The sequence below is a fragment of the Agromyces chromiiresistens genome, from assembly GCF_029167465.1.
In the GTDB taxonomy this organism is placed as follows: domain Bacteria; phylum Actinomycetota; class Actinomycetes; order Actinomycetales; family Microbacteriaceae; genus Agromyces; species Agromyces chromiiresistens.
In genome coordinates, this window is sequence record NZ_JARFNL010000003.1 from 23,044 (window position 1) to 44,460 (window position 21,417).

A 21,417-nucleotide genomic window follows, 5' to 3' on the forward strand; every position below is an offset into this window, starting at 1 on the left:
CGAACCTCCCTCGAGCAGTTCATTCGTTTCGACCGGCGTCACCGGATCCGGCGTCACGCGAGGCCCCGCGATTCGGCTCGACCGGCAACCCCCACCCCGACCAGGCAGGAATCTCACATGGACACCACCAACAAGGTCTTCGTCGTCACCGGCGCCGGCAACGGCATCGGACGGGAGACCACCCTCAGGCTCCTCAGCGGCGGAGCTTCCGTCGCCGGCGTCGATCTCAATGCCGACGGTCTCACCGAGACCGCTCGGCTCGCTTCGGCCGGCGATCGGTTCTCGGGGCATGTCGTCAACATCACCGACCGTGAAGCGGTCGCGGCGCTGCCCGATGCTGTCGAGAACGCGCACGGCGCGGTCGACGGCATCGTGAACATCGCGGGAGTCATCCAGCAGTTCGTGAAGGTCGTCGACCTGCCGTTCTCCGAGATCGACAAGGTGATGAACGTCAACTTCGGCGGGGTCATGAACATGTGCAAGACGTTCCTTCCCATACTCCTCTCGCGCCCCGAGGCGGCGATCCTCAACGTGGCGAGCATGGGGTCGTACGCGCCGGTGCCCGGTCAAGCCGTCTACGGAGCGTCGAAGGCGGCGGTGAAGCTCCTGACGGAGGCGCTCTACGCCGAACTCCTCGGGACGAACGTGCAGGTGACCGTGGTGTTCCCAGGGGCGATCGGCACGGACATCGCAGCGAACTCGGGCGTCAGCCTCGCCGGTGACACGTCCGCCGAGACAGCGACGTTCAAGACGACGAGCCCGGTCGAAGCAGGACGCGTCATCGTCGCCGCCATCGAGAAGGGACGGTTCCGCGCGACGATCGGTTCGGATGCCGCGGCGATGGACCGGCTTTCGCGTCTGAACCCGCGGTTCGCGACGACCCTCATCGCCAAGCAGATGGGCGACCTCCTCGAGGCCTGACGGATTCGAAGGCGGGTGCCGAATTCGTACTAGATCCGTCGACACGGTTCTATCACCGGCACGCGCCGCATTCTTAGTGTTGCTCTCGGCTCAGTGAAGCGACCGATGGAACAACCCGTTCGTCGCACGAGCGGAATTCCCGAAGGAGCGAAAACGCAATGGCGCGTAACCCGAAGCAGACGGCAAGCGAGGCGGACGGCGTGACCTACCGCCGCGCCAAGACGTGGGAGATCGCCCTCTCCCAGATGAACAACGGCTCGGCGATGATCTTCTACGTCCTCGTCGGCCTCATGAGCTACCTGCAGAACGCCGGCTACGGCATCGCGGTCGCCGCGGCAGGCCTGATCCTCACGTTCACCCGCGTGTTCGACGGCCTGATCGACCCGCTGATCGCGCTGCTCATCGAGAAGGTGAACTTCCGGTTCGGCAAGCTGCGCTTCTTCATGCTCGGTGGATGGCTGATCAGGTCGCTCGCGATCCTGATGCTGTTCGTCTGGGCCTCCGACAGCGGTCTGGGCGCCGTGTTCTTCATTGCGATGTACGTCGTCTACATCATCGGTTCGTCGATGAACGACATCGCCGGGCAGATGACCGGCCCGGTGCTCACCAACGACCCCCGACAGCGTCCGACCGTGCAGGTGTGGTCCACGGTCTACGCGTACTTCGTGCCCGCAGTCTTCTCGATCCTCTCGACCGTGGTGTTCCTTCCGCGTCACGGCAACCAGTTCACGGTCGAGATGTTGAGCGAGACGGCGATCGCCTACGTGGCCTGCTCGCTGGCGTTCCAGATCCTCGCCTGCGTCGGCGTCTCGCGCATCGACAAGCCGGAGAACTTCGCGCACCTCGACGTCGACAAGGCCAAGGCTGACGTCTCGATGCGCGACATGTGGAACCTGCTCACGAAGAACGGGCCCTTCCAGCGCTACTTGATCAGTGGTGCCTCCGACAAGCTCGCGCAGGTCGTGAAGTCGCAGGCCGTGATCGGCACGCTCATGTGGGGCATCCTGCTCGGCAACATGCAGCTCGGTTCCGTGCTCGGTCTCATCGCGATCCTCCCCGGCATCGTCTTCGCCATCTGGGGCGCCCGGTACACCGGCAAGCACGGGTCGAAGGCCGCGACTATCACCTGGACGTGGATCTGCCTGATCCTCGCCGTGATCCTGACCGTGTTCTGCCTCGTCGTCGACATGGGGTCCATCCTCGGCAACCTGGCACTCACGATCGGCTTCTTCCTCGTCTACCTGCTCCTCAACGGCGCTTCCATGGTGGTCACCGTCGCTCAGGGCGCCATGCGGGCCGACGTCATCGACTATGAGCTGGAGCGCTCAGGCAAGTTCCTGCCCGCGACAGTCACCGCGACGTACAACTTCGTCGACCAGGTCATCACGTCGCTCGGTGCGACGCTTGCGCTCGGCGCAGTGGCACTCATTGGCTTCACGACGGTGATGCCGCAGCCCACCGATAGCCCGTCGACGCCGATTCTGCTGATGAGCCTGGCGTTGTTCTTCGGCTTGCCGATCCTCGGCTGGGTGGCCTCGCTCATTGCCATGCGCGGCTACAAGCTCGACCGTGCCGAGATGGTCGAGGTGCAGAAGCGCGTCGGCGCGCGCAAGGCCACCCTGCAGGCCGCGGAGGTAGAGGGCGAGTCAGTGCTCACCTGACGAAGCGCCGACAATGGAGGGCCGCGGATCCAATGCGATCCGCGGCCTTCGTGCGGGTCAGGCCGTGTGAGCCTCGCGATAGGCGGTCGGCGTCATGCCGTGCGTCTCTCGGAACACCTTCACGAAGTAGTTGGCGTCGTCGTAGCCGACGAAAAGCGCGATATCGCGCACGCTCTGCGTCGTCGTGGCGAGCAAGCGGGCCGCGCGTTCAGCCCGTTGCTGGGCGGTGTACGCGACGATGGTCAGGCCGGTCGCGGCCTTGAAGCGGCGAGCGAGCGTGGACGCGGACACCCCTAGCCGGTCCGCGAGCTCCGTCGTCGAGACTTGGCTGCTGAGATGCAGGTCGATCTCGTCGGCGACCCGACGCACCACTGGCGGGTACTCGCGTTGGTTGTGACGTCGGACGTGCCGGCAGAAGTCCGTGACCATCTGCGCGGTGAACGCTGCAGAACGCTTGGGGTCGGAGGAATGGCCGATGCGGTGCAGGCGCTGCGCATACTCCTGGGAGATCGCGTCGACGGTCACCGGTGGCAGTCCGCCGCGCTGTGCCGCGACCCGGGCCATGATGCGCAGGATGGTCGTGCCGAGGAAGGGCGTGTTCAGGTAGCTGATGGTCTGCGGCATCCGTCCCATGCGTTGCAGGGCTGCGAGGGCTCGATCGGAAGAGCCCTTCGCGACCGCATCCATGAATTCCCGTTCGAGTCGGTACCGCTCCTCGATCACGGTGAATGCGGCGGACTGCGGGGCCTCCCGAACTCCGGGGGCGATCGTCCCCCCTTCGGCCTCGATCTCGCGAAGGCTGCCGAGTGCGTCCTCGGCGCCGCCGGCGCGGAGCAGGCTCGCGGCTCCGCGGTAGACGTACTCTGCATCGACGATCGGGTATCGGGTGCGGTAGAGCTTGTAGATCTGGAGGTGGGCACTGGGAACCCCCAACCGGCTCATGGCCTCTTCTGCGACACCCGGATGCATGGGTTCATGCGTGTACGGGCCGATGATGAGGAGGCGATCGCCCCACCGAACGAGCGCGATCGCCATGCCGAGCGGCTCACGGATCTCGTGAACGACCTGCATGTCCATGTCGCGCACGAATCCTCGGAGCACCGACGCGGTGAAGGCGGGCTGGATGCGAGGGTTGAGGCAGTGTGCCGACTCGAATGCGTCGAGTGCCGGTGCGATGTCGGTCGTGAGCACTATCGGGCAGCTCAGGACCTCCGCCATAGCGGCGGCGATTGGCTCGAGTGCGTTCTGCGTATCTGCGTCCGACGTCGTCGTCATGGAACTGCCTCGGTTCGTGTGATCGGCAAGAAATTGCCGATTCAGTTCTGATCGTGCGTGATCAGTTCTATCACGAGCCCGCTGATCGTTCGTATCGTGGTGGAGCCCAGCCGGCGCGCGCCGGCGCATTCACGTCGAAGGAGACTCCCATGACGCAGCCTGCTGTCCCTGTCGCCCGCCGGGCAACGTCGATCCCCGAGGGCTGGGCATACGCACCCGTCGAACTGCCCGCAGGATCGAGCTGGGACGTGGTCGCCGCGGGAGGGGAGCAAGTCGTGCTTCCGCACACCTGGAATGCGATCGACGGGCAGGCGGGCGGCGACTACCGCCGTGGCCGCTCGACGTACGCACGCGTGATCGAGGCAGAGGCGTCCGACGTCGAGACCTGGATCGAGTTCGCGGGCGTGAACTCGTCGGCCGAGGTGTACCTCGACGGCCGTCTCCTCGCGAGCCACGACGGCGGCTACTCGACCTTCCGCGTGAACCTGACCGACCAACTCACGGACGGATCTGGCACGCTCGTCGTCATCGTGGACAACGCGAAGAACGAGCGGGTCTACCCGCAGCAGGCCGACTTCACCTTCTACGGCGGCATCTACCGCGACGTGCGCCAGATCACCGTCGGCCGCGAACACTTTGAACTCGAAGGCCACGGCGGCCCTGGCCTGATCGTGACCCCGAGTCTCGACGGCGACCGCGCCGAGGTCGCGCTCAGCGCGGCCGTTGCCCCGACTTCCGGCGTGTCGGCGACCGGCGTGCGCTTCCTCGTCGACGGCGAAGCGGCCGTCACCGTGCCGATCCTCGATGGTGCCGCGAACGCGTCGCTCACGATCGAGCACGTGCGCCGTTGGCACGGCCTGCGCGACCCGCACCTGTACACGGCCCGAGCCGAACTCCTCGCCGACGACGTGGTGCTCGACGTCGTCGAACTGCGCTTCGGCTGCCGCGAGTTCGCGGTCGACCCGCAGCGCGGATTCCTGCTGAACGGCGAGGTGTACCCGCTTCGCGGAGTGTCGCGCCATCAGGACTTCGAGGGCGTCGGCAACGCGATCACCGAGGAGATCAAGCAGGGCGACCTCGCGCTGATCCGGGAGCTCGGTGCCACGACCGTGCGGCTCGCGCACTACCAGCACGACCAGCGCTTCTACGACCTCTGCGACGAAGCGGGCCTCGTGGTGTGGGCCGAGATCCCGCAGATCACGGTGTTTCTCCCCGGAGCGAGCGACAACGCCCGCGATCAGCTCGTCGAACTGATCGTGCAGAACCGCCACCACGCGAGCATCGTCTCGTGGGGCCTGTCGAACGAGATCACCCTCGCCGGATCGGGCGAGAACGTGGTTGCCGCCCACCGGGAACTGAACGACCTCGCCCATGAGCTCGACCCGACCCGCCTGACCGCGATGGCGAACCTCTTCCTCCTCGAGACCGACCACCCATTGGTCGGGCTGCCCGACGTCATGTCGTACAACCTCTACTTCGGCTGGTACGTCGGCGAGGTCGCCGACAACGACTCTTGGCTCGACGACTTCCACGCCGCGAACCCCGAGATCGCGATCGGGCTCGCCGAGTACGGGGCCGACGCGAACGCGCAGTTCCAGTCCGCCGCTCCCGAGAAGGGCGACTACACCGAGAGCTACCAGGCGCTCTACCACGAGCACATGGTCGGCATGATCGAGGCGCGGCCGTGGCTCTGGGCCACGCACGTGTGGAACCTTGCGGACTTCGGATCCGCCGGACGTGACGAGGGGGGCGTTGCGGGCCGCAACCAGAAGGGCCTCGTCTCGTTCGACCGGTCGCAGAAGAAGGACGCGTTCTACGTGTACAAGGCCGCATGGTCGAGCGAACCGTTCGTGCACATCGCAGGCCGCCGACGCGCCGAACGGGCAGAAGATGTCACCGAGGTGATCGTGTACTCGAACCAGGACCGGGTCGTGCTGTCGGTCGACGGCGTCGAGATCGGTGCGGCCTCGGGTCGCCGGGTCTTCCGCTTCCAGGTGCCACTGACCGGCGAGCATGAGGTCACCGCTCGCTCGGGTGCATCGACCGACACGATCACGCTGCGCAAGGTCGACAAGGTCTCCGCTGCAAGCGTGATGCCCACGACGACCATCGCCAACTGGTTCGACGAGGCCGAGCTGCCGAGTCCCGCCGGGTTCTTCTCGGTTCGCGACTCGCTCGGCGACATCAAGCAGTCCGAAGCTGGCGCCCGCGTCATCGCCTCGGTGATGGAAGCCGTCGCGACCAGCCGCGGCGAGGTCGGCCAGGGCGTGGAGATTCCGCCGGCCATGCAGGCCATCGTCGACCGGATGAGCGTCGAGAAGCTCATCAAGCAGGCCGGTGGCGTGTCGCTCGAGCACGTCGCCGCATTGAACGCCCAGCTCAACCTCATCGCGAAGTGACCATGCCGCTCCGAGATCCCGCACGGCTGCTGCCGGCCGACCCCTCGACCAGGTCGATTGCCCTCGACCTTCACGCGAGAGTGGCGGACAGCCCCATCATCTCGCCGCACGGGCACGTTGCGCCGTCGCTGCTCCTGCGCGACGAGCCGTACAGCGACCCGGTGGCGCTGCTGGTCACTGGGGACCACTACGTGACCCGCCTCCTGCACGCCGCCGGGGTCGACCTCGCCGAACTGGTCGTGGACGAGGCGGCCGGGCGAGATGCGCGCACGGTGTGGCGAACGCTCGCGGCGCACTGGCACCGGTTCGCGGGCACCGCGTCGGGGTACTGGATCGAGGAGGAACTCGACGGGGTCTTCGGCATCAGGACACCGCTCGGGACCGAAACCGCGGACACGATCTACGAGGAGATCGCCGCCGCCCTCGTACGTCCGGAGTTCCGGCCGCGCGCGCTCTTCAAGCGGTTCGGCATCGAGTTCCTCGCGACCACCGACGATCCGCTCGATGACTTGTCCGAACATGCTTTGCTTGCTGCATCGGACCTTCCCGGGCGAGTGGTGCCCACCTTCCGACCGGACCGGTACCTCGATCCCGACACGATCGGATTCACGGGCAACGTCGAGCGACTGCTCGCCGCGACCGGCCGGCCCGCTGACTTCGCCGGATACCTTGACGCGCTCGAGGATCGTCGCGCGCACTTCATCCGGCATGGCGCGGTCTCGACCGACAATGGCGTCGAGGAGTTGCTCACGGTCGACCTCGACCCGGGTGAGGGGGAGCGACTCTTCCAGGCCGCGCTCGCCGGCACGGCGGATGCGGGGGAGCGGCGGGCGTTCCGTGGGCACATGCTCGTGCAGATGGCGCGCATGAGCGTCGATGACGGGCTCGTCATGACGATCCACCCGGGGGTGCTGCGCAACCACTCCACGGCCACGCACGCCGGGTTCGGGCCCGACACCGGACACGACATCCCTGTCGCGACCGAGTTCACCCGCGGCATCCGTCCGCTGCTCGAGCGATACGGCCTCGAGCGCGACTTCCACCTCGTGCTGTTCGCGGTCGACGAGACCACCTACTCGCGCGAACTCGCGCCGCTCGCGGGGTTCTACCCGAGCGTGTACCTCGGCGCACCGTGGTGGTTCCTCGACGCGCCTGACGCGATCGCCCGCCATCGGTCCGCCGTGACCGAGACCGCCGGCTTCTACCGGTCGAGCGGCTTCATCGACGACACGCGCGCGTTCCTGTCGATCCCGGCCCGGCACGACACGGCCCGCCGCGTCGACGCCGGGTTCCTCGCGCGGCTCGTCGTCGAGGGCAGAGTGCGAATGGATGCCGCGGAGCGCATCATCGACGACCTGGTCGACGCCATTCCCCGAGAGGTCTTCAAGCTGTGACCGCCACAACCGATGTCCGCCTGTCGCGCGCCGCGGCTGGGCTCCCGACTCCGCCGGCGCGGATCGTGCACCTCGGTCTCGGCGCCTTCCACCGCGCGCACCAGGCCTGGTACACCGCTCACGCGGCCGATGCCGACGACTGGGGGATCGTCGCGTTCACCGGTCGCAGCCGAGACCTGGCCGACCGGCTCACCCCGCAGGATGGCCTGTTCACCCTCGTCGAGCGGACCGCCGATGGCGACCGAGTCGAGCTCATCCCGTCGATCGTGCGCGTCGAAGCGGGCGACGACGTGCCCGCGTTCGTCGCGGCCGTCGCCGACCCAAAGGTCGCGATCCTGACGCTCACGATCACCGAGGCCGGCTACCGGCTCGCCGCCGACGGCACTCCGGACCTCGAGGATGCGGCCGTGGCTTCCGATGTTGACCTGCTTCGAAGCGCGCTCACGGGCGACGCGCCTGGCTGTGCGACGGACGCCGCCCGGCCTGCGACCGCGCTCGGTCGGGTTCTGCTGGCGCTCGATGCCAGGCGTCGCGCCGGCGGAGGCCCGATCGCGCTCGTGCCCTGCGACAACCTCCCCGACAACGGTGGGCTCCTGCGACGCGCGCTGGCCGACCTCGCCGAGCGAACATCGCCCGACCTCCCCGCCTGGTTGAGGGCGTCGGTCTCAGTCGTCTCGACCTCGATCGATCGCATCACGCCGGCGATCGACGCCGAAGCCGAGTCGCACGCCGTCCTTGAGGCCACCGGATGGCTCGACGCCGCGCCGGTCGTCACCGAGCCGTTCTCCGACTGGGTGCTGGAGGGCGACTTCCCTTCCGGCCGCCCTGTTTGGGAATTCGCGGGCGCCACGTTCGTCGACGAGATCACCCCGTGGGAGAACCGAAAGCTCTGGATGCTGAACGGCGCCCACACCGTGCTCGCAACGTTCGGTCAGACTCGCGGCCACACCGTCGTGAGTGAGGCGATCGACGACCCGGTGTGCAGGGTTCTCGTCGAGGGGCTCTGGGATGACGACGCGCGACAGCTGCCAGGGTTCGACCTCGCCGACTACCGGGGCGCACTCGTCGAACGCTTCCGCAATCCGCGCATAGAGCACCGCCTCGCGCAGATCGCTCAGGACTCGACCACCAAGGCGCGCCTGCGTATCGTGCCGGTCGCGCTGGGCGAACGCGCGGCCGGCCGTGAGGCGCCCGGGTGCGCCGCCGCGATCGCCGCGTGGATGCTCGGCGTTCGAGCCGGCACAGCCCCGACGCCCGAGGGCATCGACCCGGCCGTGGTGGCCGAACTCGACGTATCCACGCGGCGCGCCCTCCTCGCCACGTTGGATCCACGCCTCGCGGCTGACGCCGGCTTCGCCGAACGTGTCGCCGAAGCGGTCACCGCGCTCGACATCCTGAACACATCCCGCTCACCCACGATCCACGGAGCAACACCATGAGCATGATCATCGACCAGGCTGAAGTCATCGTCACCAGCCCTGACCGCAACTTCGTCACCCTCAAGATCACGACGGACGACGGGCATACCGGCCTCGGCGACGCGACCCTCAACGGGCGCGAACTCGCCGTCGTCGCCTATCTGCAGGAGCACGTCGTGCCGCTGCTCGTCGGCAGCGACGCGAGCCGCATCGAGGACACCTGGCAGTTCCTGTACCGCTCGGCCTACTGGCGTCGCGGGCCGGTCACGATGGCCGCGATCGCCGCCGTCGACATGGCGCTCTGGGACATCAAGGGCAAGGCCGCAGACATGCCCGTCTACCAACTCCTCGGTGGTGCGTCCCGCAACGGGCTCATGGCCTACGGGCACGCTTCGGGCAAGGAACTGCCCGAGCTGTTCGACTCGATCCGGGCGCACCAGGAGCAGGGGTATCGAGCGATCCGCGTGCAGACCGGCGTGCCCACGCTGAAGGCGATCTACGGCATCGCGGCGCAGGGCGCCGATGTCGGCGACGCGACGGTGCGCTACGACCACGAGCCTGCGCGGCGCCGTGCCAAGCCCGTCGAGGAGGACTGGGACACCCGCGCCTACCTCAACCACCTGCCCGGCGTCTTCGAGGCGGTCCGCAATGAGTTCGGACCGGATCTGCCGTTGCTGCACGACGGGCACCACCGGATGACCCCCATCCAGGCTGCACGACTCGGCAAGGATCTCGAGCCCTACGACCTGTTCTGGCTCGAGGACTGCACCCCGGCCGAGAACCAGGAGGCGCTGCGCCTCGTGCGCCGGCACACCACGACGCCACTCGCGATCGGCGAGATCTTCAACACCGTCTGGGACTTCAAGGACATCATCCGCGACCAGCTCGTCGACTACGTCCGCGGGGCCGTCACGCACATGGGCGGCATCTCGCCGCTCAAGAAGACGCTCGACTACGCGGCGATGTACCAGATCAAGTCGGGCATGCACGGGCCGACCGACATCAGCCCGGTCGGCATGGCCGCAGCCATGCACCTCGGGCTGTCGATCCACAACTTCGGCATCCAGGAGTACATGAAGCACGGGGCGAAGACCGACCGCGTCTTCGAGCAGTCCTTCACCTGGACCGACGGATACCTGCATCCCGGCGACAAGCCCGGACTCGGGGTCGAGCTGAACGTCGACGAGGCGGGCACGTACCCGTACGAGCAGGCCTACCTCCCGTACAACCGGCTCCTCGACGGAACGGTCCACGACTGGTGACCGATATGCCGAATCGAATCTCGGCGACCGGTCCGGAAGCGGTTGCCCCTGCGACACCCCCAGCGATCGTCGTGATGGGGGTCGCCGGCGCCGGCAAGTCGACCCTCGCCGTCGCCCTTGCTGACCGGATCGACGGGGTGTTCATCGAGGCCGATGATCTGCACTCGCCAGAGGCGAAGGCGCAGATGGCTGCCGGGATCCCACTCACCGATGAGGACCGATGGCCCTGGCTCGCCCGCGTGGCAGCTCGAGCGCGGGACGAGCACGCCGAGGGACACCCGATCGTGGTCTCATGCTCTGCGCTCAAGCGGAGGTATCGTGACTTCCTCATCCGGGTCAGCGAGACGAACCTCGCGTTTGTGCACGTGCACGGCACCGAGGCAGAGCTCACCGAACGAATCGCGCGGCGAACCGGTCATTTCATGCCCGCGTCGATGCTCGCCTCGCAACTCGAGGCGCTCGAGCCGCTCGCGGCGGACGAGCGCGGCTTCATCGTGGCGCACCGCCTTCCGGTGACGGAAGCCGTCGAGGTCGCCCTCCGCGATCTGGCTGCGGCAGGTGTCAGCGGCACGCTTCCCTCAAAGAGGAACGAAGCATGAACGAGAGGCTCGACCGCGTGCACGGGTTCGGGGCATGCCGCTCCGGTGACCGGAGCAAGCTCCGGGATCAGGGCCGAGCTCGCCGTGCAGTTCGCTCCAAGTGCTCGTCGACAACGCCGGGATCGGCGCCGATGCTGACGTCATCGAAACCGAACCGGACCGTCTCGACGAACTGCTGCGGCTGAAGGTGCTCGCACTCACCGGACTCTCTCGCCCCTACGCCGCCGACATGGTGATGAACGGCGGTGAAGCCATCGTCAACCTTTCGAGCGTTGCTGCGACGGTCCCCACTCCGTAAATGGCCGTCTATTCCGCTAGCAAGAGGTAGGTCTCCAGCCTTACCCAGGCGTCGACGTCGAACTCACCGGAACCGGTGTCCGCGCGATCGCCGTGATGCCCGGCCGCAGCGCGTGTGCGCGGCGACCCGATGAACCTCGCCGGTTCGCGTGTCGATTCCGTCGCGACGCATGCGACTGGCTGGGGCGAATCGTCGTCGATTATTCTCCAACCGTGAAGCAGCCCCGAGTCCGCTTGATCCACCGGGGCGACCCGGCGCGAACCGTCTACACCCTCTCCGGCGCCGTCTTCGTGGTCGGGCTCGCGCTGGTCCTCGTCGAGATCATCGTCTTCGGCGTGATCCTCGGCGCGCCCGACTGGGTGTATCCGCCCCTGTGGGCGACCCTCGTCGCGTGGATCGGTGGCACGCTCGTGATGTGCGTGATGATGATCGTCGAGGTGATCGCACGGATGCGCGGCAAGCCCGCCACCTTCGGGATCGCCACGCTCGGAGGGCGCAGCATCGGCGACGTGCGAGCGGATCGAGCGGATCACGAGTCGTACTCCACGCAGCGCGAAGGCCGAGAGGTTTCCGGCCGGCTCCGGCGCCGCCGGTCGCGTTCCGGCCGGCTCCGGCGCCGCCGGGTAGTCCCGCCGTCGTCCTTCGGGCCTCGGGCGGACTCGACCAGGGTCACGCCCCGAGTTCGACGCCGATCGCGCGCAGCACCTCAGCGGCGACCGCGACCGTGCAATAGAGCGCCAGCAGCCCGCCGAGGGCCTTCTCGCGCCACGACCCGGTGTCACCGAGCAAAGGCAGCGCGACGAACCCGTTCGGCAGCCAGACGCGGTTCACGAGCGGCACGGCACGCACGAAGGACGGCGGCCGCGGCATCCACGGCCAGAGAAGACCGGGCAGGCCGCCCGTCGTGAGCGCATCGCCGGCGAGGTGGGCGACGAACCCGAGCGCGACCGCGAGCGGGAACCAGACGAGTCCGCCCGGCGCCACGACGATGAGCACGAGTGCGAGCGCGAGACCCGCGATCCATGCTGTGAACCACGAATCGACGAAGTCGCGCGCCTTGACGCCGAAGCACGTGAGCGCGGCGACGCCTGCGGCGACGCCGATCGAGAGCGGACCCACTCCGTCGACCTCCACGGTCGCGAAGGTGAGCGCCCACGCCGCGCCCGTGACCACGAATGCGCCAAGGAGTGAGTGAGCCCCGTGCCGGTGCCCGCCGGAGACGGCCTCGACGGTGCGGGCGGTCAACCGGCCGAGCACCGGCACCGACTGCGCGATGGTCGCGCTGTGATGATCGGCGTCGGGGAGGAGGGCCGCTCCGGCGCAGACCAGTGAGCCTGCGAGCACGGCGACCGGGTCGAGCGGAAGGGCACCGCTCGAGAGGTACGGCACGGTGCCGGTCACGGCGATCCAGGCGGCCGCTCCGCTCACCGCATGACTGACCCCCATCATCGCCGGCCGCCGTCGGAGGAGGCATGGACGGCGATCGGGGCGCGGTGCATCGGGTCGGATCCTTCCGGTAGGGCGTTGCGATCGTAGCGGCACCCGCCCACACCGAGCGCGCGGCGGCGTAGGCTCGAAGGCGTGCAGATCCGAGACATCCCGCTCACGACCATCGACGGCGAGCCCGCCTCGCTCGCCGACCACGCCGACGAGGTCGTCATGGTGGTGAACGTCGCGTCGCGCTGCGGGCTCACCCCGCAGTACGAGAAGCTCGAAGCCCTGCAGCGCGAGTACGAAGACCAGGGCTTCACCGTCATCGGCTTCCCGTGCAACCAGTTCGCCGGGCAGGAGCCCGGCGAGGCCGACGACATCAAGGAGTTCTGCTCGATGACGTACGGCGTGAGCTTCCCGCTCATGGAGAAGACCAAGGTCAACGGCCGTCACCGTCACCCGCTCTACGAGGAGCTGACGAAGGTGCAGGATGCCCGCGGCAAGGCCGGCCGCGTGAAGTGGAACTTCGAGAAGTTCGTCATCCTCCCCGATGGCGAGGTGCACCGCTTCCGGCCGACCACCGAGCCCGACGACCCGGCGATCATCGCCACGATCGAACGCGGCCTCGCCAGGCGGCGCGCCGCCTGAGGCATCCGCCCGCGCCCGGCGCGGTTCCTTGACCCCCCGACAGGGGCGGCCCAGAATTGGGGGGTCGATCAGAACGTAGGAGCGGAGTCCGAATGTCAGACGCGTACGCCCGTCCGAGCCACGACGACCAGCCGACGGTGCCCGATTTCGCACCGGCACCCGAGTCGACCGACGACACCGTTGCGATGCCGCCCGCCCCGTCGAACGACGTCCGTCCCTGGGGCCGCGACCTGCGATTCATGCTCGTCGTGCTCGTCGCGATCGTCGTGCTGTTCATCGCGTTCGCGTTCGTCGTCGCCTTCGGCCCGTCGGCCGGTGCGATCAGCGCGCTCGCGATCGTCGCGGCGCCGATCGCGACCATGGTGGCCGCCTACTACGGCATCTCGCTCGCGCTGCGCCAGGTGCGCGACGCGCGCGACGCGGCCGAGTCGGCCGACGCGCGCGCCCGCGCCGCAGAGACGAGCGCCCGCGAGTCCGACGCCTGGGCGGCGCAGATGGAGTCGGGCCTCCGGGTGTCGGTCGCCAAGCTGCGCGCCGCGGGTGTCGACACCCGCGACGTCGAGCGCGCCGCGGGCACGCCCGACGAGTTCTTCTGATCGGCCGATCGACGGGGCCCGCCCGCCTCAGAGCTCGGCGAGCACTGAGATCGGGTGCTCGATGCAGCGCGCCACGAACGTCAGGAACGCCGCGGCCTCGGCGCCGTCGCACACCCGATGGTCGAACGACAGCGTGAGTTCCGTCACCGTCCGCACGGCCAGCGCGCCGTCGACCACCCAGGGGCGCTCCACGAGGCGCCCGATGCCGAGCATCGCCGCCTCGGGGTGGTTGATGATCGCAGCCGAACCGTCGACCCCGAGGGTGCCGTAGTTGTTCAGCGTGAACGTTCCCCCCGTGAGGGCGTTCGGGGCGAACGCGCCCGTCGTCGCCGCCTCGGTCTGCACGCCGATCGCGTCGCGCAGTTCGCGCAGGGTCATGCGCTCGGCGTCGTGCACGACGGGCACCATCAGCCCACGTGGCGTCTGCGCGGCGAGTCCGAGGTTGACGGCGCCGTGCAGCACGAGCTCGCCGCGTTCGGCATCGTAGCTCGAGTTGAGCCGGGGGTGACGGCGCAGCCCGGCCACCACGAAGCGCGCGACGAGGGCCGTGGTGCCGAAGCGTTCACCGGTCGCCTCGTTCAGGTGACGCCGGGCCTCGACGAGCGCGGTCGCGTCGACGTCCATCCAGACGGTCGCCTCGGGGATCTCGCGGCGGGAGCGCGAGAAGTGCGAGGCGGCGGCCCGCGCGACGCGGTCGAGCGGCAGCCGCTCGTCGCCGGCCGCCATGGTGGGGGCGGGGGCGGGGGCGGCGTCGGGTGCGGATGCCCCGACGCGAGTCGGCGCAGTGTCGGCTCCGGGGCGTTGCGCCTGCTGCTCGCCGATGTACGCCTCGACGTCGCGCCGCATGACGAGGTGGTCGGGGCCAGTGCCGGTCAGCCGGCCCGCGTCGAACCCGTGCTGACGTGCGAGACGGCGCACGATGGGGGAGACGACGGGGGAGCGTCGCGCGGGGTCGAGCATCGTCGGCGCGTTCGCACCGGCGCCGGTCGAGGCTCCGCCGCCAGCGCCGCCGCTGCGGCGACGGCCGAATCGTGCGGGCGCGGAGGCCGCGCGCTTGGTCGCGCCGCTCGTGCGGGTCCCGTAGCCGATCAGCACGGCGCCCGATGCCTCGGTCGCGACGTCGGTCGGGGCGGCGACGCCCGGTTCGGCGGCCACCGGAACCGCACCCGGCGAAGCGACGTCGGCCGCCGAGGCCGCCGTGGTCGAGTCGTCCCCGGCGGTCGCCGCGGTCGCGGCGGTCGCGGCACCGAGCGTCAGCAGCACCGCGCCGGCGTGCAACGTCTCGCCGACCTCGCCGCCGAGCGACTCGACGACGCCGGCGAAGGGCGTCGGCAGCTGCACGACCGACTTCGCCGACTCGAGTTCGACGACGGGCTGGTCGATCGCGACCTCGTCGCCGGGCGCGACGAGCCAGGCGACGATCTCGGCTTCGGTGAGGCCCTCGCCCAGGTCGGGCAGGATGAACTCGCGGGTCATGCGTCCCACTCCCAGGTGTCGAGTGCTGCGAGCACGCGGTCGGCCGTCGGCAGGTGGTGCTCCTCGAGCTTCGGCGACGGGTACGGGATGTCGAAACCCGCGATGCGCAGGATCGGCGCTGCGAGATGGTGGAAGTTGCGCTCGGTCACCCGGGCTGCGACCTCCGCTCCGTAGCCGCCGAACTGGGCGGCCTCGTGGATGACGGCGGCGCGCGACGTCTTGCGCACCGACGCGCCGACCGTCTCGTCGTCGAAGGGGGAGAGGCTCCGCAGGTCGACGACCTCGATCGAGAGCCCTTCGTCGATCGCCGCGTCGGCGGCCTCGAGCGCGGTGCGGACGGTCGGCCCGTAAGCGAGGAGCGTGACGTCGGTGCCCTCGCGCACGACGACGGCACGATCCATGGGCGCCGTCGTCACCGGCAGTGCGAGCGGGGCCCTCGCCCAGTACCGGCTCTTCGGTTCCATGAACACCACGGGGTCGTCGCTGTCGATCGCCTCGCGCAGCATCGAGTAGGCGTCGGCGGGGTTCGAGGGCATGACGACCGTGAGGCCCGGGGTCGACGCCCAGTACGACTCGGAGGAGTCGGAGTGGTGCTCGACGCCGCCGATCGCGCCGGCGCACGGGATCCGCACGACCATCGGCAGGGTCACACGGCCCTTCGTGCGATTGCGCATCTTCGCGACGTGCGACACCATCTGCTCGAACGCCGGGTAGCTGAACGCGTCGAACTGCATCTCGACGACGGGGCGCATGCCGTACATCGCCATGCCGACCGCGGTGCCGATGATGCCCGACTCGGCGAGCGGCGAGTCCCAGATGCGGTCTTCGCCGAACTGCGCCTGCAGGCCGTCGGTCACCCGGAACACGCCGCCGAGCGGGCCGACGTCCTCGCCGTAGACGACGACGCGGTCGTCGGCGGCCATCGCGTCGCGCAGTGCGGCGCCCAGCGCCCCCGCCATCGTCAGTTCGGTCGGGGATGTCTCGGCGCGGGCGCCAGCGGTCGCGGTGGCGGTCATCGGCCGGCCTCCTGCGCGGCCTCGGCGAGCTCGGCCTCGAGGAAGGCGCGCTGCTCGGCGAGGGCGGCACGCGGGCGGGAGTAGACGTGATCGAACAGCTCGAGCGGGTCGAGCTCGGCCTCGACGGTCATGACCTCGCGCGTCGCGGCCGCGAGCTCTTCGGCGGCGTCCGTGATGTCGGCGCGCAGGCTCTCGGTGAGGGCGCCCTCGGAGACCAGGTACTTCTCGAGCCGCTCGATCGGGTCGCGCCGCTTCCAGTGCTCGACCTCCCGCGAGGAGCGGTAGCGGGTCGGGTCGTCGGAGTTCGTGTGCGATTCGATGCGGTACGTGACGCCCTCGACGAGCGTCGGGCCGCCGCCGGCCCTCGCCCGTTCGACCGCCGCCGTCGTGACCGCGTACATCGCGGCCACGTCGTTGCCGTCGACGTGGAACCCGGGCATGCCGTAGCCGACGGCCTTGTCGGCGAGGGTGGCCGCGCGCGTCTGGCGCGCGAGCGGCACGCTGATGGCGTACTGGTTGTTCTGCACGACGAAGACGGTCGGGGTCTGCCAGACCGCGGCGAAGTTGAAGGCCTCGTGCGTGTCGCCCTCGCTCGTCGCGCCGTCGCCGATGAAGGTGAGCGCGACGAGCGGGTCGTGGCGCAGGCGGGCGGCGTGCGCGAGCCCGACCGCGTGCAGCGCCTGGGTCGCGAGCGGCGTCGCCTGCGCGGCCGTGCGGTACGCATGCTGGTCGTAGCCGTTGTGCCAGTCGCCCCGGAACGACTGCAGGATCTCGCCGGGCGCGATGCCGCGAGTGAGGAGCGCGATGCTGTCGCGATAGGTCGGGAAGAGCCAGTCGACGGCGTCGAGGGACGCGACGGCGCCGATCTCGCAACCCTCCTGGCCGAACGCCGAGGGGTAGGTCGCGAGCCGACCCTGCTTGGTGAGTGCCGTGACCTGCACGTCGAAGCGTCGTGCGACGACCATCTTGCGGTAGAGGTCGAGGAGGGTCTCGACGTCGGGCAGCGAGAACCCGCCGGTGGACTCGCCGGACACCGCGTGGCCGGCGTTGTCGAGGAGCCGGAGCGGCTTCTCGGCGGGAAGGGTGCGCGTCGGGAGGTGCTCGACATTGAGGCTCATGTGCCCATCGTGCGACATGCTCGCCCGCGTCGGCGGGCGTGTCACGCAAGCGTGAACGAACGGCTTGCGACGATCCGAATGCGTGCCGATCGTCCGCGACCGGTGCGGTCAGGTGCGCCAGATGTCCAGGGTCTGCGCGGGTGGTCGCCCGTCGATCTCCTCGAGGATGAGATGGCTGCGCGTCGACACGACACCGGGCATGTCGTGGATGTCGCGCAGGATCGCCTGGCTCAGCTGCTCGTGATCGGGCGCGCTCACCGTGAGGATGATGTCGATGTCGCCCGAGACCGCCTGCACCTTCTCGACGAAGGGGAGCGTCGCGAGCTTCGCCGCGATCTCCTCCCAGGACACCTCGCCGATGCGCACGACGACGAGCGCCGAGATGTGGAGCCCGATCGAGCGGCGGTCGATCTGCGCCCCGAAGCCCGTGATGACGCCACGCTGCTGCAGCTGCTGCAGGCGGTTGTGGGCGGCCGTGCGCGAGATGTGCACGCGGTCGGCGAGCGTGCGCACGGAGAGCCGTCCGTCGCGGCTGAGTTCGGCCACGATTCGGCGATCGATGCTGTCGAGCGCATCGTTGCGGTGCGGTGCCTGCGGGGTCATCGTCGTCCTCTGCCTCACCGCCCAGCGTACCGGTTCGCGCGGCTCGCGCGCGTGAGCGAGGCCCGCATCGGGGCGTGCCTGATGCTCGCCGGCAGGTGGGGCCAGGCGATCGCGACGGCGCGCAGCCAGGCGTGGCTCACGCGCTCGGCGCGCGGCGTCCAGCGGAAGCCGTACGCGTCTCGCACCGAGGGCGGCAGCAGCGCCGCGGTGATCAGCCTGACGAACGGCAGGAGGAACCGCGAGCCGGGTGGCAGCGCCGGCGAAGCGGTGAGGAGGGTGCGTGCGATGCGGCGTGCCTCGTCACCGACCTCGACCGTCGCCAGGCGGCCGCTCCACCAGGCATCGAACCCGGTCCGGGTCGAGGGCCATCCCGCGCGGCCGGCCTGCAGGCCGATGCCGAGTTCGCCGTAGCCTCGCACCACGACGTCGGCGACGTGCGGGTCGAGCGGACCCCAGAGACGTTCCTGGAGGGTGAGGGCCGTCGCGAGGATCGTCGACGCCACCCAGCGCTGGGCATCGGCGTCGAAGGCGCTGTAGGCGGGGGATTCCGCGCCCCCGCCGTTGCGCACGGGGCCATGGCGTCGGTTCACCCGCCGCACGGCCTCGCGCACGATCGCGTCGTCGCCGAACCCGATCGCGTAGACGTAGTCGAGCGTGCCGAACAGCCGGTCGAGCGGCCGATGCGCGAAGTCGCTGTGCCGTGCCACGCCGTGCGCCACACGGGGGTCGGCGAGCTGCAGCAGGATGGCCGCGCCGCCGCCGAGGAGGAGCACACCCTCGGCGGCATGTCGGCGGAAGAGGAGGTCGTCGGAATCCATCAATACCAATTGAACTGCTCGGAGTGCGCCCACGCACCGCACGGGGCGCCGTAGCGGCCCGAGATGTACGACAGGCCCCATTCGATCTGCGTCGCGGCGTTGGTGCGCCAGTCGGCGCCGGCGGCGGCCATCTTGCTGCCGGGCAGCGACTGCGGGATCCCGTACGCTCCGCTCGACGCGTTGTACGCATCGGCCCGCCAGCTCGACTCGCGCGTCCACAGCAGCACGAGGCACTCGAACTGGGCGGAGCCCCATCCGAAGCGACCGACGGCGCCCGCGGCGTACGCCTTGGCCGCATCGGGGTCGACGACCATGCCCGGCGGCGGAGCATCGCCGCCCGAGCCGCCGCCGGAGTCGGCGGCGTTCTCGGCCGCCTCGGCCGCCGCGCGTTCGCGGGCCTCGGCTTCGAGACGCGCCTGCTCGCCGATGCGGTACCGGCGTTCGAGCTCGACCGAGCGGTCGCGCAGGCTCGCGAGCTGCGCGTAGAGCGTGTCGAGCGCCTGCCGCTGTTCGGCGACGCGCGCTTCGGCCGCCTCATGAGCGGCGCGCGCCTGATCGGCCGCGGTCTCCGCCGCCGCCGCGAGACGCCCGCGTTCGCGCTCGGCGACATCCGCCTGCGCACTGACCGAGGCCGACTCGGCCTGGGCGGCATCGGCTCGCGCGGCGAGTCCCGCTGCGAGGTCGCTGAGCTGCGCGCCGCGACTCAGTCCGTCCAGGAGATCTCCGACGTCACCGCCGTCGCCCGCCTCGACGAAGAGCCGGAGTGCGACATCGGCGCCCCCGGTGCGCGCGAGCACCGAACTCAGATGGGCGAACCGTGCGGTGGCCTCGTCGGCCGTCCCGGCCGCCGCGTCCGCGTCGGATCGGAGTTGCCGGGCCCGAGCGGCGGCCGCGCGGTGCTCGGCTTCCGCCGTCGCGGCGGTCGCGGCGGCCTCCACGGCGACGTCGCCGAGCCGGCCGGCCTCCTGCTCGAGACCGTCGACGATGGCCGTGATGCGATCCGCCTCGGCCGCCCTGGCCGCGACGCTCTGCTTCGCCGCCTCGACCTCATCCCAACTGGGATAGTCTTCAGCCGCAGCGGGCGACGCCGTCGCTCCGATGGCCGCGACGAGGATCAGCGCGGTCGCGGCGTGCACGATCAGGCGTCTGCGGCGCATCGACTCACCCCTCCCGAGGCCGCGAGTCTACCCACGCCCCCGCTCGGCGCCCGATCAGACACGCAGCGTACACTCGCCGGGTGCGTTCCCCCCGCCTTCTCCCGCCCGCCGTGCTCGCCGTCGCAGCGGCGCTCCTCGTCGGGTGCGCACCCGCGAGCGCGCCCACGCGAGCGACGGCCGGCACCGAGGGATCCGCGACGCCGACGGCCATGGCCACGCCGACGGCCGACGCCTCCGAGGACTGGGTCTCCGACCGGGTCTCGACGATGACCGCGGCCGAGAAGGCGGCCGCACTCCTGATGCTGCACGCACCCGGCACCGATCCTGGACCGCTGCGCACCTATCTCGACCAGGGGGTGTCGGGAGTCATCCTCATGGGCGACAACATCGCGGGCGACGCGGCGTCGCTGCGCGCACTGACCGGTGCGCTCACGGTCGATCCCGCACTCCCGCCGCTCATCGCCGTCGACGAGGAGGGCGGCGAGGTGCAGCGTCTCGACTGGGACACGGCGGCGAGTGCCGGAACCCTCCGCGCTGCACCGTCGTCCGACACGACCGCGGCGTTCGCGGCTCGCGCGCAGAGCGTCGACGCGGGCGGGGCGAACGTCAACTTCGGCGTCATCGCCGACGTCACGGACGACCCCGACTCGTTCATCGCCGGACGAGTGCTCGGCACCGACCCGCAAGCGGCGGCCGATCGCGTCGCGGCGGCCGTCCGAGGCGAGCGCGGCGTCGTCGCCACGACGCTCAAGCACTTCCCCGGGCACGGTGCCGCGCCCGGCGACTCGCACTCGAGCGTTCCGAGCGCGCCGCTCGACCTCGCCGCGTGGCGTACCGGCCCGGCGCTCCCGTTCACCGCCGGGATCGACGCGGGGGCGGAGCTCGTGATGACGGGACACCTCGCGTATCCCGCCATCGACCCGGCGCCGGCGTCGCTCTCGCCCGCGTGGCACCGCATCCTCCGCGACGAGCTCGGGTTCGACGGCGTCGTGGTGACCGACGACATGCTGATGCTGCAGCACAACGGGCTCCCCGAGTACGCCGACCCCGGGGAGAACGCGGTGCGCGCCGTGGCGGCCGGTGCCGACCTGCTGCTCTACGTGCTTCCCGCCGATCCCTCCGAGTTCGGCATCTCGGTCGACGGGCTCGTCGGGGCGATCACGGACGCCGTGGCGTCCGGGCGCATCTCCGAGGCGCGGCTCGACGACGCCGTGACGCGCGTGCTCGCCCTGCGGCGCGAACTGAGCTGAATGTCGAGCGGGTCGGGAGTCCGCGAAGAAAGTTCCCCGGTTCCGGGAATAGATCCGGCAGATCCATGCGTTTGCAT

Annotated in this window: 20 protein-coding genes; 11 read left to right on the forward strand and 9 right to left on the reverse strand. The window is 69.9% G+C overall.

Features of this window, described 5'->3' with window-relative positions; genetic code table 11:
- Nucleotides 1–117: 117 nt before the first annotated feature.
- The gene (locus PX701_RS06005) at nucleotides 118–921 is read left to right on the forward strand and encodes an SDR family NAD(P)-dependent oxidoreductase (RefSeq protein WP_275505780.1); all 804 of its coding nucleotides are present in this window, start codon (nucleotides 118–120) and stop codon (nucleotides 919–921) included.
- A 200-nt stretch (nucleotides 922–1,121) separates the two neighbouring features.
- Nucleotides 1,122–2,582 carry an MFS transporter gene (locus PX701_RS06010; protein ID WP_275505781.1) on the forward strand — a complete coding sequence of 487 codons (1,461 nt, stop codon included), beginning with the start codon at nucleotides 1,122–1,124 and terminating at the stop codon, nucleotides 2,580–2,582.
- Nucleotides 2,583–2,639: 57 nt separating this feature from the next.
- Here PX701_RS06010 and PX701_RS06015 read toward each other — a convergent pair whose 3' ends face one another.
- Complete coding sequence (locus PX701_RS06015; RefSeq protein ID WP_275505782.1) at nucleotides 2,640–3,857, reverse strand: helix-turn-helix transcriptional regulator; 1,218 nt, start codon at nucleotides 3,855–3,857, stop codon at nucleotides 2,640–2,642.
- Between the two features lie 149 nt (nucleotides 3,858–4,006).
- Here PX701_RS06015 and PX701_RS06020 point away from each other — a divergent pair, with 149 nt between their 5' ends.
- The 6 genes from PX701_RS06020 (at nucleotide 4,007) to PX701_RS06045 (ending at nucleotide 11,227) form a co-directional block, all read left to right on the forward strand.
- The gene (locus PX701_RS06020) at nucleotides 4,007–6,256 is read left to right on the forward strand and encodes a glycoside hydrolase family 2 protein (protein ID WP_275505783.1); all 2,250 of its coding nucleotides are present in this window, start codon (nucleotides 4,007–4,009) and stop codon (nucleotides 6,254–6,256) included.
- 2 nt (nucleotides 6,257–6,258) lie between these two features.
- Complete coding sequence (uxaC, locus tag PX701_RS06025; protein WP_275505784.1) at nucleotides 6,259–7,650, forward strand: glucuronate isomerase; 1,392 nt, start codon at nucleotides 6,259–6,261, stop codon at nucleotides 7,648–7,650.
- A gap of 65 nt (nucleotides 7,651–7,715) precedes the next feature.
- Complete coding sequence (locus tag PX701_RS06030) at nucleotides 7,716–9,089, forward strand: mannitol dehydrogenase family protein (protein ID WP_275505913.1); 1,374 nt, start codon at nucleotides 7,716–7,718, stop codon at nucleotides 9,087–9,089.
- 2 nt (nucleotides 9,090–9,091) lie between these two features.
- A complete protein-coding gene (gene manD / locus PX701_RS06035) occupies nucleotides 9,092–10,330 on the forward strand; it encodes a D-mannonate dehydratase ManD (RefSeq protein ID WP_275505914.1) in 1,239 nt (412 codons plus the stop codon).
- Nucleotides 10,331–10,335: 5 nt separating this feature from the next.
- Nucleotides 10,336–10,929 (forward strand): gluconokinase, encoded by a 594-nt coding sequence (locus tag PX701_RS06040; protein WP_275505915.1) that lies wholly within the window; start codon nucleotides 10,336–10,338, stop codon nucleotides 10,927–10,929.
- 100 nt (nucleotides 10,930–11,029) lie between these two features.
- On the forward strand, nucleotides 11,030–11,227 hold the full coding sequence (locus PX701_RS06045; protein WP_275505785.1) for an SDR family NAD(P)-dependent oxidoreductase: 198 nt from the start codon (nucleotides 11,030–11,032) through the stop codon (nucleotides 11,225–11,227).
- An 8-nt stretch (nucleotides 11,228–11,235) separates the two neighbouring features.
- Here the strand turns inward: PX701_RS06045 and PX701_RS06050 are convergent, their stop codons facing one another.
- Both PX701_RS06050 and PX701_RS06055 read right to left on the reverse strand, forming a co-directional pair.
- A complete protein-coding gene (locus tag PX701_RS06050) occupies nucleotides 11,236–11,760 on the reverse strand; it encodes a hypothetical protein (protein ID WP_275505786.1) in 525 nt (174 codons plus the stop codon).
- A 136-nt stretch (nucleotides 11,761–11,896) separates the two neighbouring features.
- Nucleotides 11,897–12,676: a metal-dependent hydrolase gene (locus PX701_RS06055; protein ID WP_338029109.1), complete on the reverse strand. Its 780-nt coding sequence runs from the start codon at nucleotides 12,674–12,676 to the stop codon at nucleotides 11,897–11,899.
- A 132-nt stretch (nucleotides 12,677–12,808) separates the two neighbouring features.
- On the opposite strand from PX701_RS06055, the gene PX701_RS06060 reads away from it, so the two are divergent.
- Together PX701_RS06060 and PX701_RS06065 are read left to right on the forward strand one after the other, a co-directional pair.
- Nucleotides 12,809–13,306 (forward strand): glutathione peroxidase, encoded by a 498-nt coding sequence (locus PX701_RS06060; RefSeq protein WP_275505787.1) that lies wholly within the window; start codon nucleotides 12,809–12,811, stop codon nucleotides 13,304–13,306.
- 92 nt (nucleotides 13,307–13,398) lie between these two features.
- Nucleotides 13,399–13,902 carry a hypothetical protein gene (locus PX701_RS06065; RefSeq protein ID WP_275505788.1) on the forward strand — a complete coding sequence of 168 codons (504 nt, stop codon included), beginning with the start codon at nucleotides 13,399–13,401 and terminating at the stop codon, nucleotides 13,900–13,902.
- Nucleotides 13,903–13,929: 27 nt separating this feature from the next.
- Here PX701_RS06065 and PX701_RS06070 read toward each other — a convergent pair whose 3' ends face one another.
- The 6 genes from PX701_RS06070 to PX701_RS06095 all read right to left on the reverse strand — a co-directional run bounded on the left by PX701_RS06070 (nucleotide 13,930) and on the right by PX701_RS06095 (nucleotide 20,090).
- Nucleotides 13,930–15,378, reverse strand: coding sequence for a dihydrolipoamide acetyltransferase family protein (locus tag PX701_RS06070; RefSeq protein WP_275505789.1), 1,449 nt, complete (start codon nucleotides 15,376–15,378; stop codon nucleotides 13,930–13,932).
- Nucleotides 15,375–16,394, reverse strand: a complete 1,020-nt coding sequence (locus PX701_RS06075) for an alpha-ketoacid dehydrogenase subunit beta (protein WP_275505790.1) — start codon at nucleotides 16,392–16,394, stop codon at nucleotides 15,375–15,377. The genes PX701_RS06070 and PX701_RS06075 overlap by 4 nt, the downstream gene beginning before the upstream one ends.
- Nucleotides 16,391–17,512, reverse strand: coding sequence for a pyruvate dehydrogenase (acetyl-transferring) E1 component subunit alpha (gene pdhA, locus PX701_RS06080; RefSeq protein WP_275505791.1), 1,122 nt, complete (start codon nucleotides 17,510–17,512; stop codon nucleotides 16,391–16,393). The genes PX701_RS06075 and pdhA overlap by 4 nt, the downstream gene beginning before the upstream one ends.
- Nucleotides 17,513–17,620: 108 nt before the next feature.
- Nucleotides 17,621–18,115 (reverse strand): Lrp/AsnC family transcriptional regulator, encoded by a 495-nt coding sequence (locus PX701_RS06085; RefSeq protein ID WP_275505792.1) that lies wholly within the window; start codon nucleotides 18,113–18,115, stop codon nucleotides 17,621–17,623.
- A gap of 14 nt (nucleotides 18,116–18,129) precedes the next feature.
- On the reverse strand, nucleotides 18,130–18,933 hold the full coding sequence (locus PX701_RS06090) for an oxygenase MpaB family protein (RefSeq protein WP_231430996.1): 804 nt from the start codon (nucleotides 18,931–18,933) through the stop codon (nucleotides 18,130–18,132).
- The gene (locus PX701_RS06095) at nucleotides 18,933–20,090 is read right to left on the reverse strand and encodes an aggregation-promoting factor C-terminal-like domain-containing protein (RefSeq protein ID WP_275505793.1); all 1,158 of its coding nucleotides are present in this window, start codon (nucleotides 20,088–20,090) and stop codon (nucleotides 18,933–18,935) included. The genes PX701_RS06090 and PX701_RS06095 overlap by 1 nt, the downstream gene beginning before the upstream one ends.
- 80 nt (nucleotides 20,091–20,170) lie before the next feature.
- Here PX701_RS06095 and PX701_RS06100 point away from each other — a divergent pair, with 80 nt between their 5' ends.
- Complete coding sequence (locus PX701_RS06100) at nucleotides 20,171–21,340, forward strand: glycoside hydrolase family 3 N-terminal domain-containing protein (protein ID WP_231430998.1); 1,170 nt, start codon at nucleotides 20,171–20,173, stop codon at nucleotides 21,338–21,340.
- The last annotated feature ends 77 nt before the right edge of the window (nucleotides 21,341–21,417 follow it).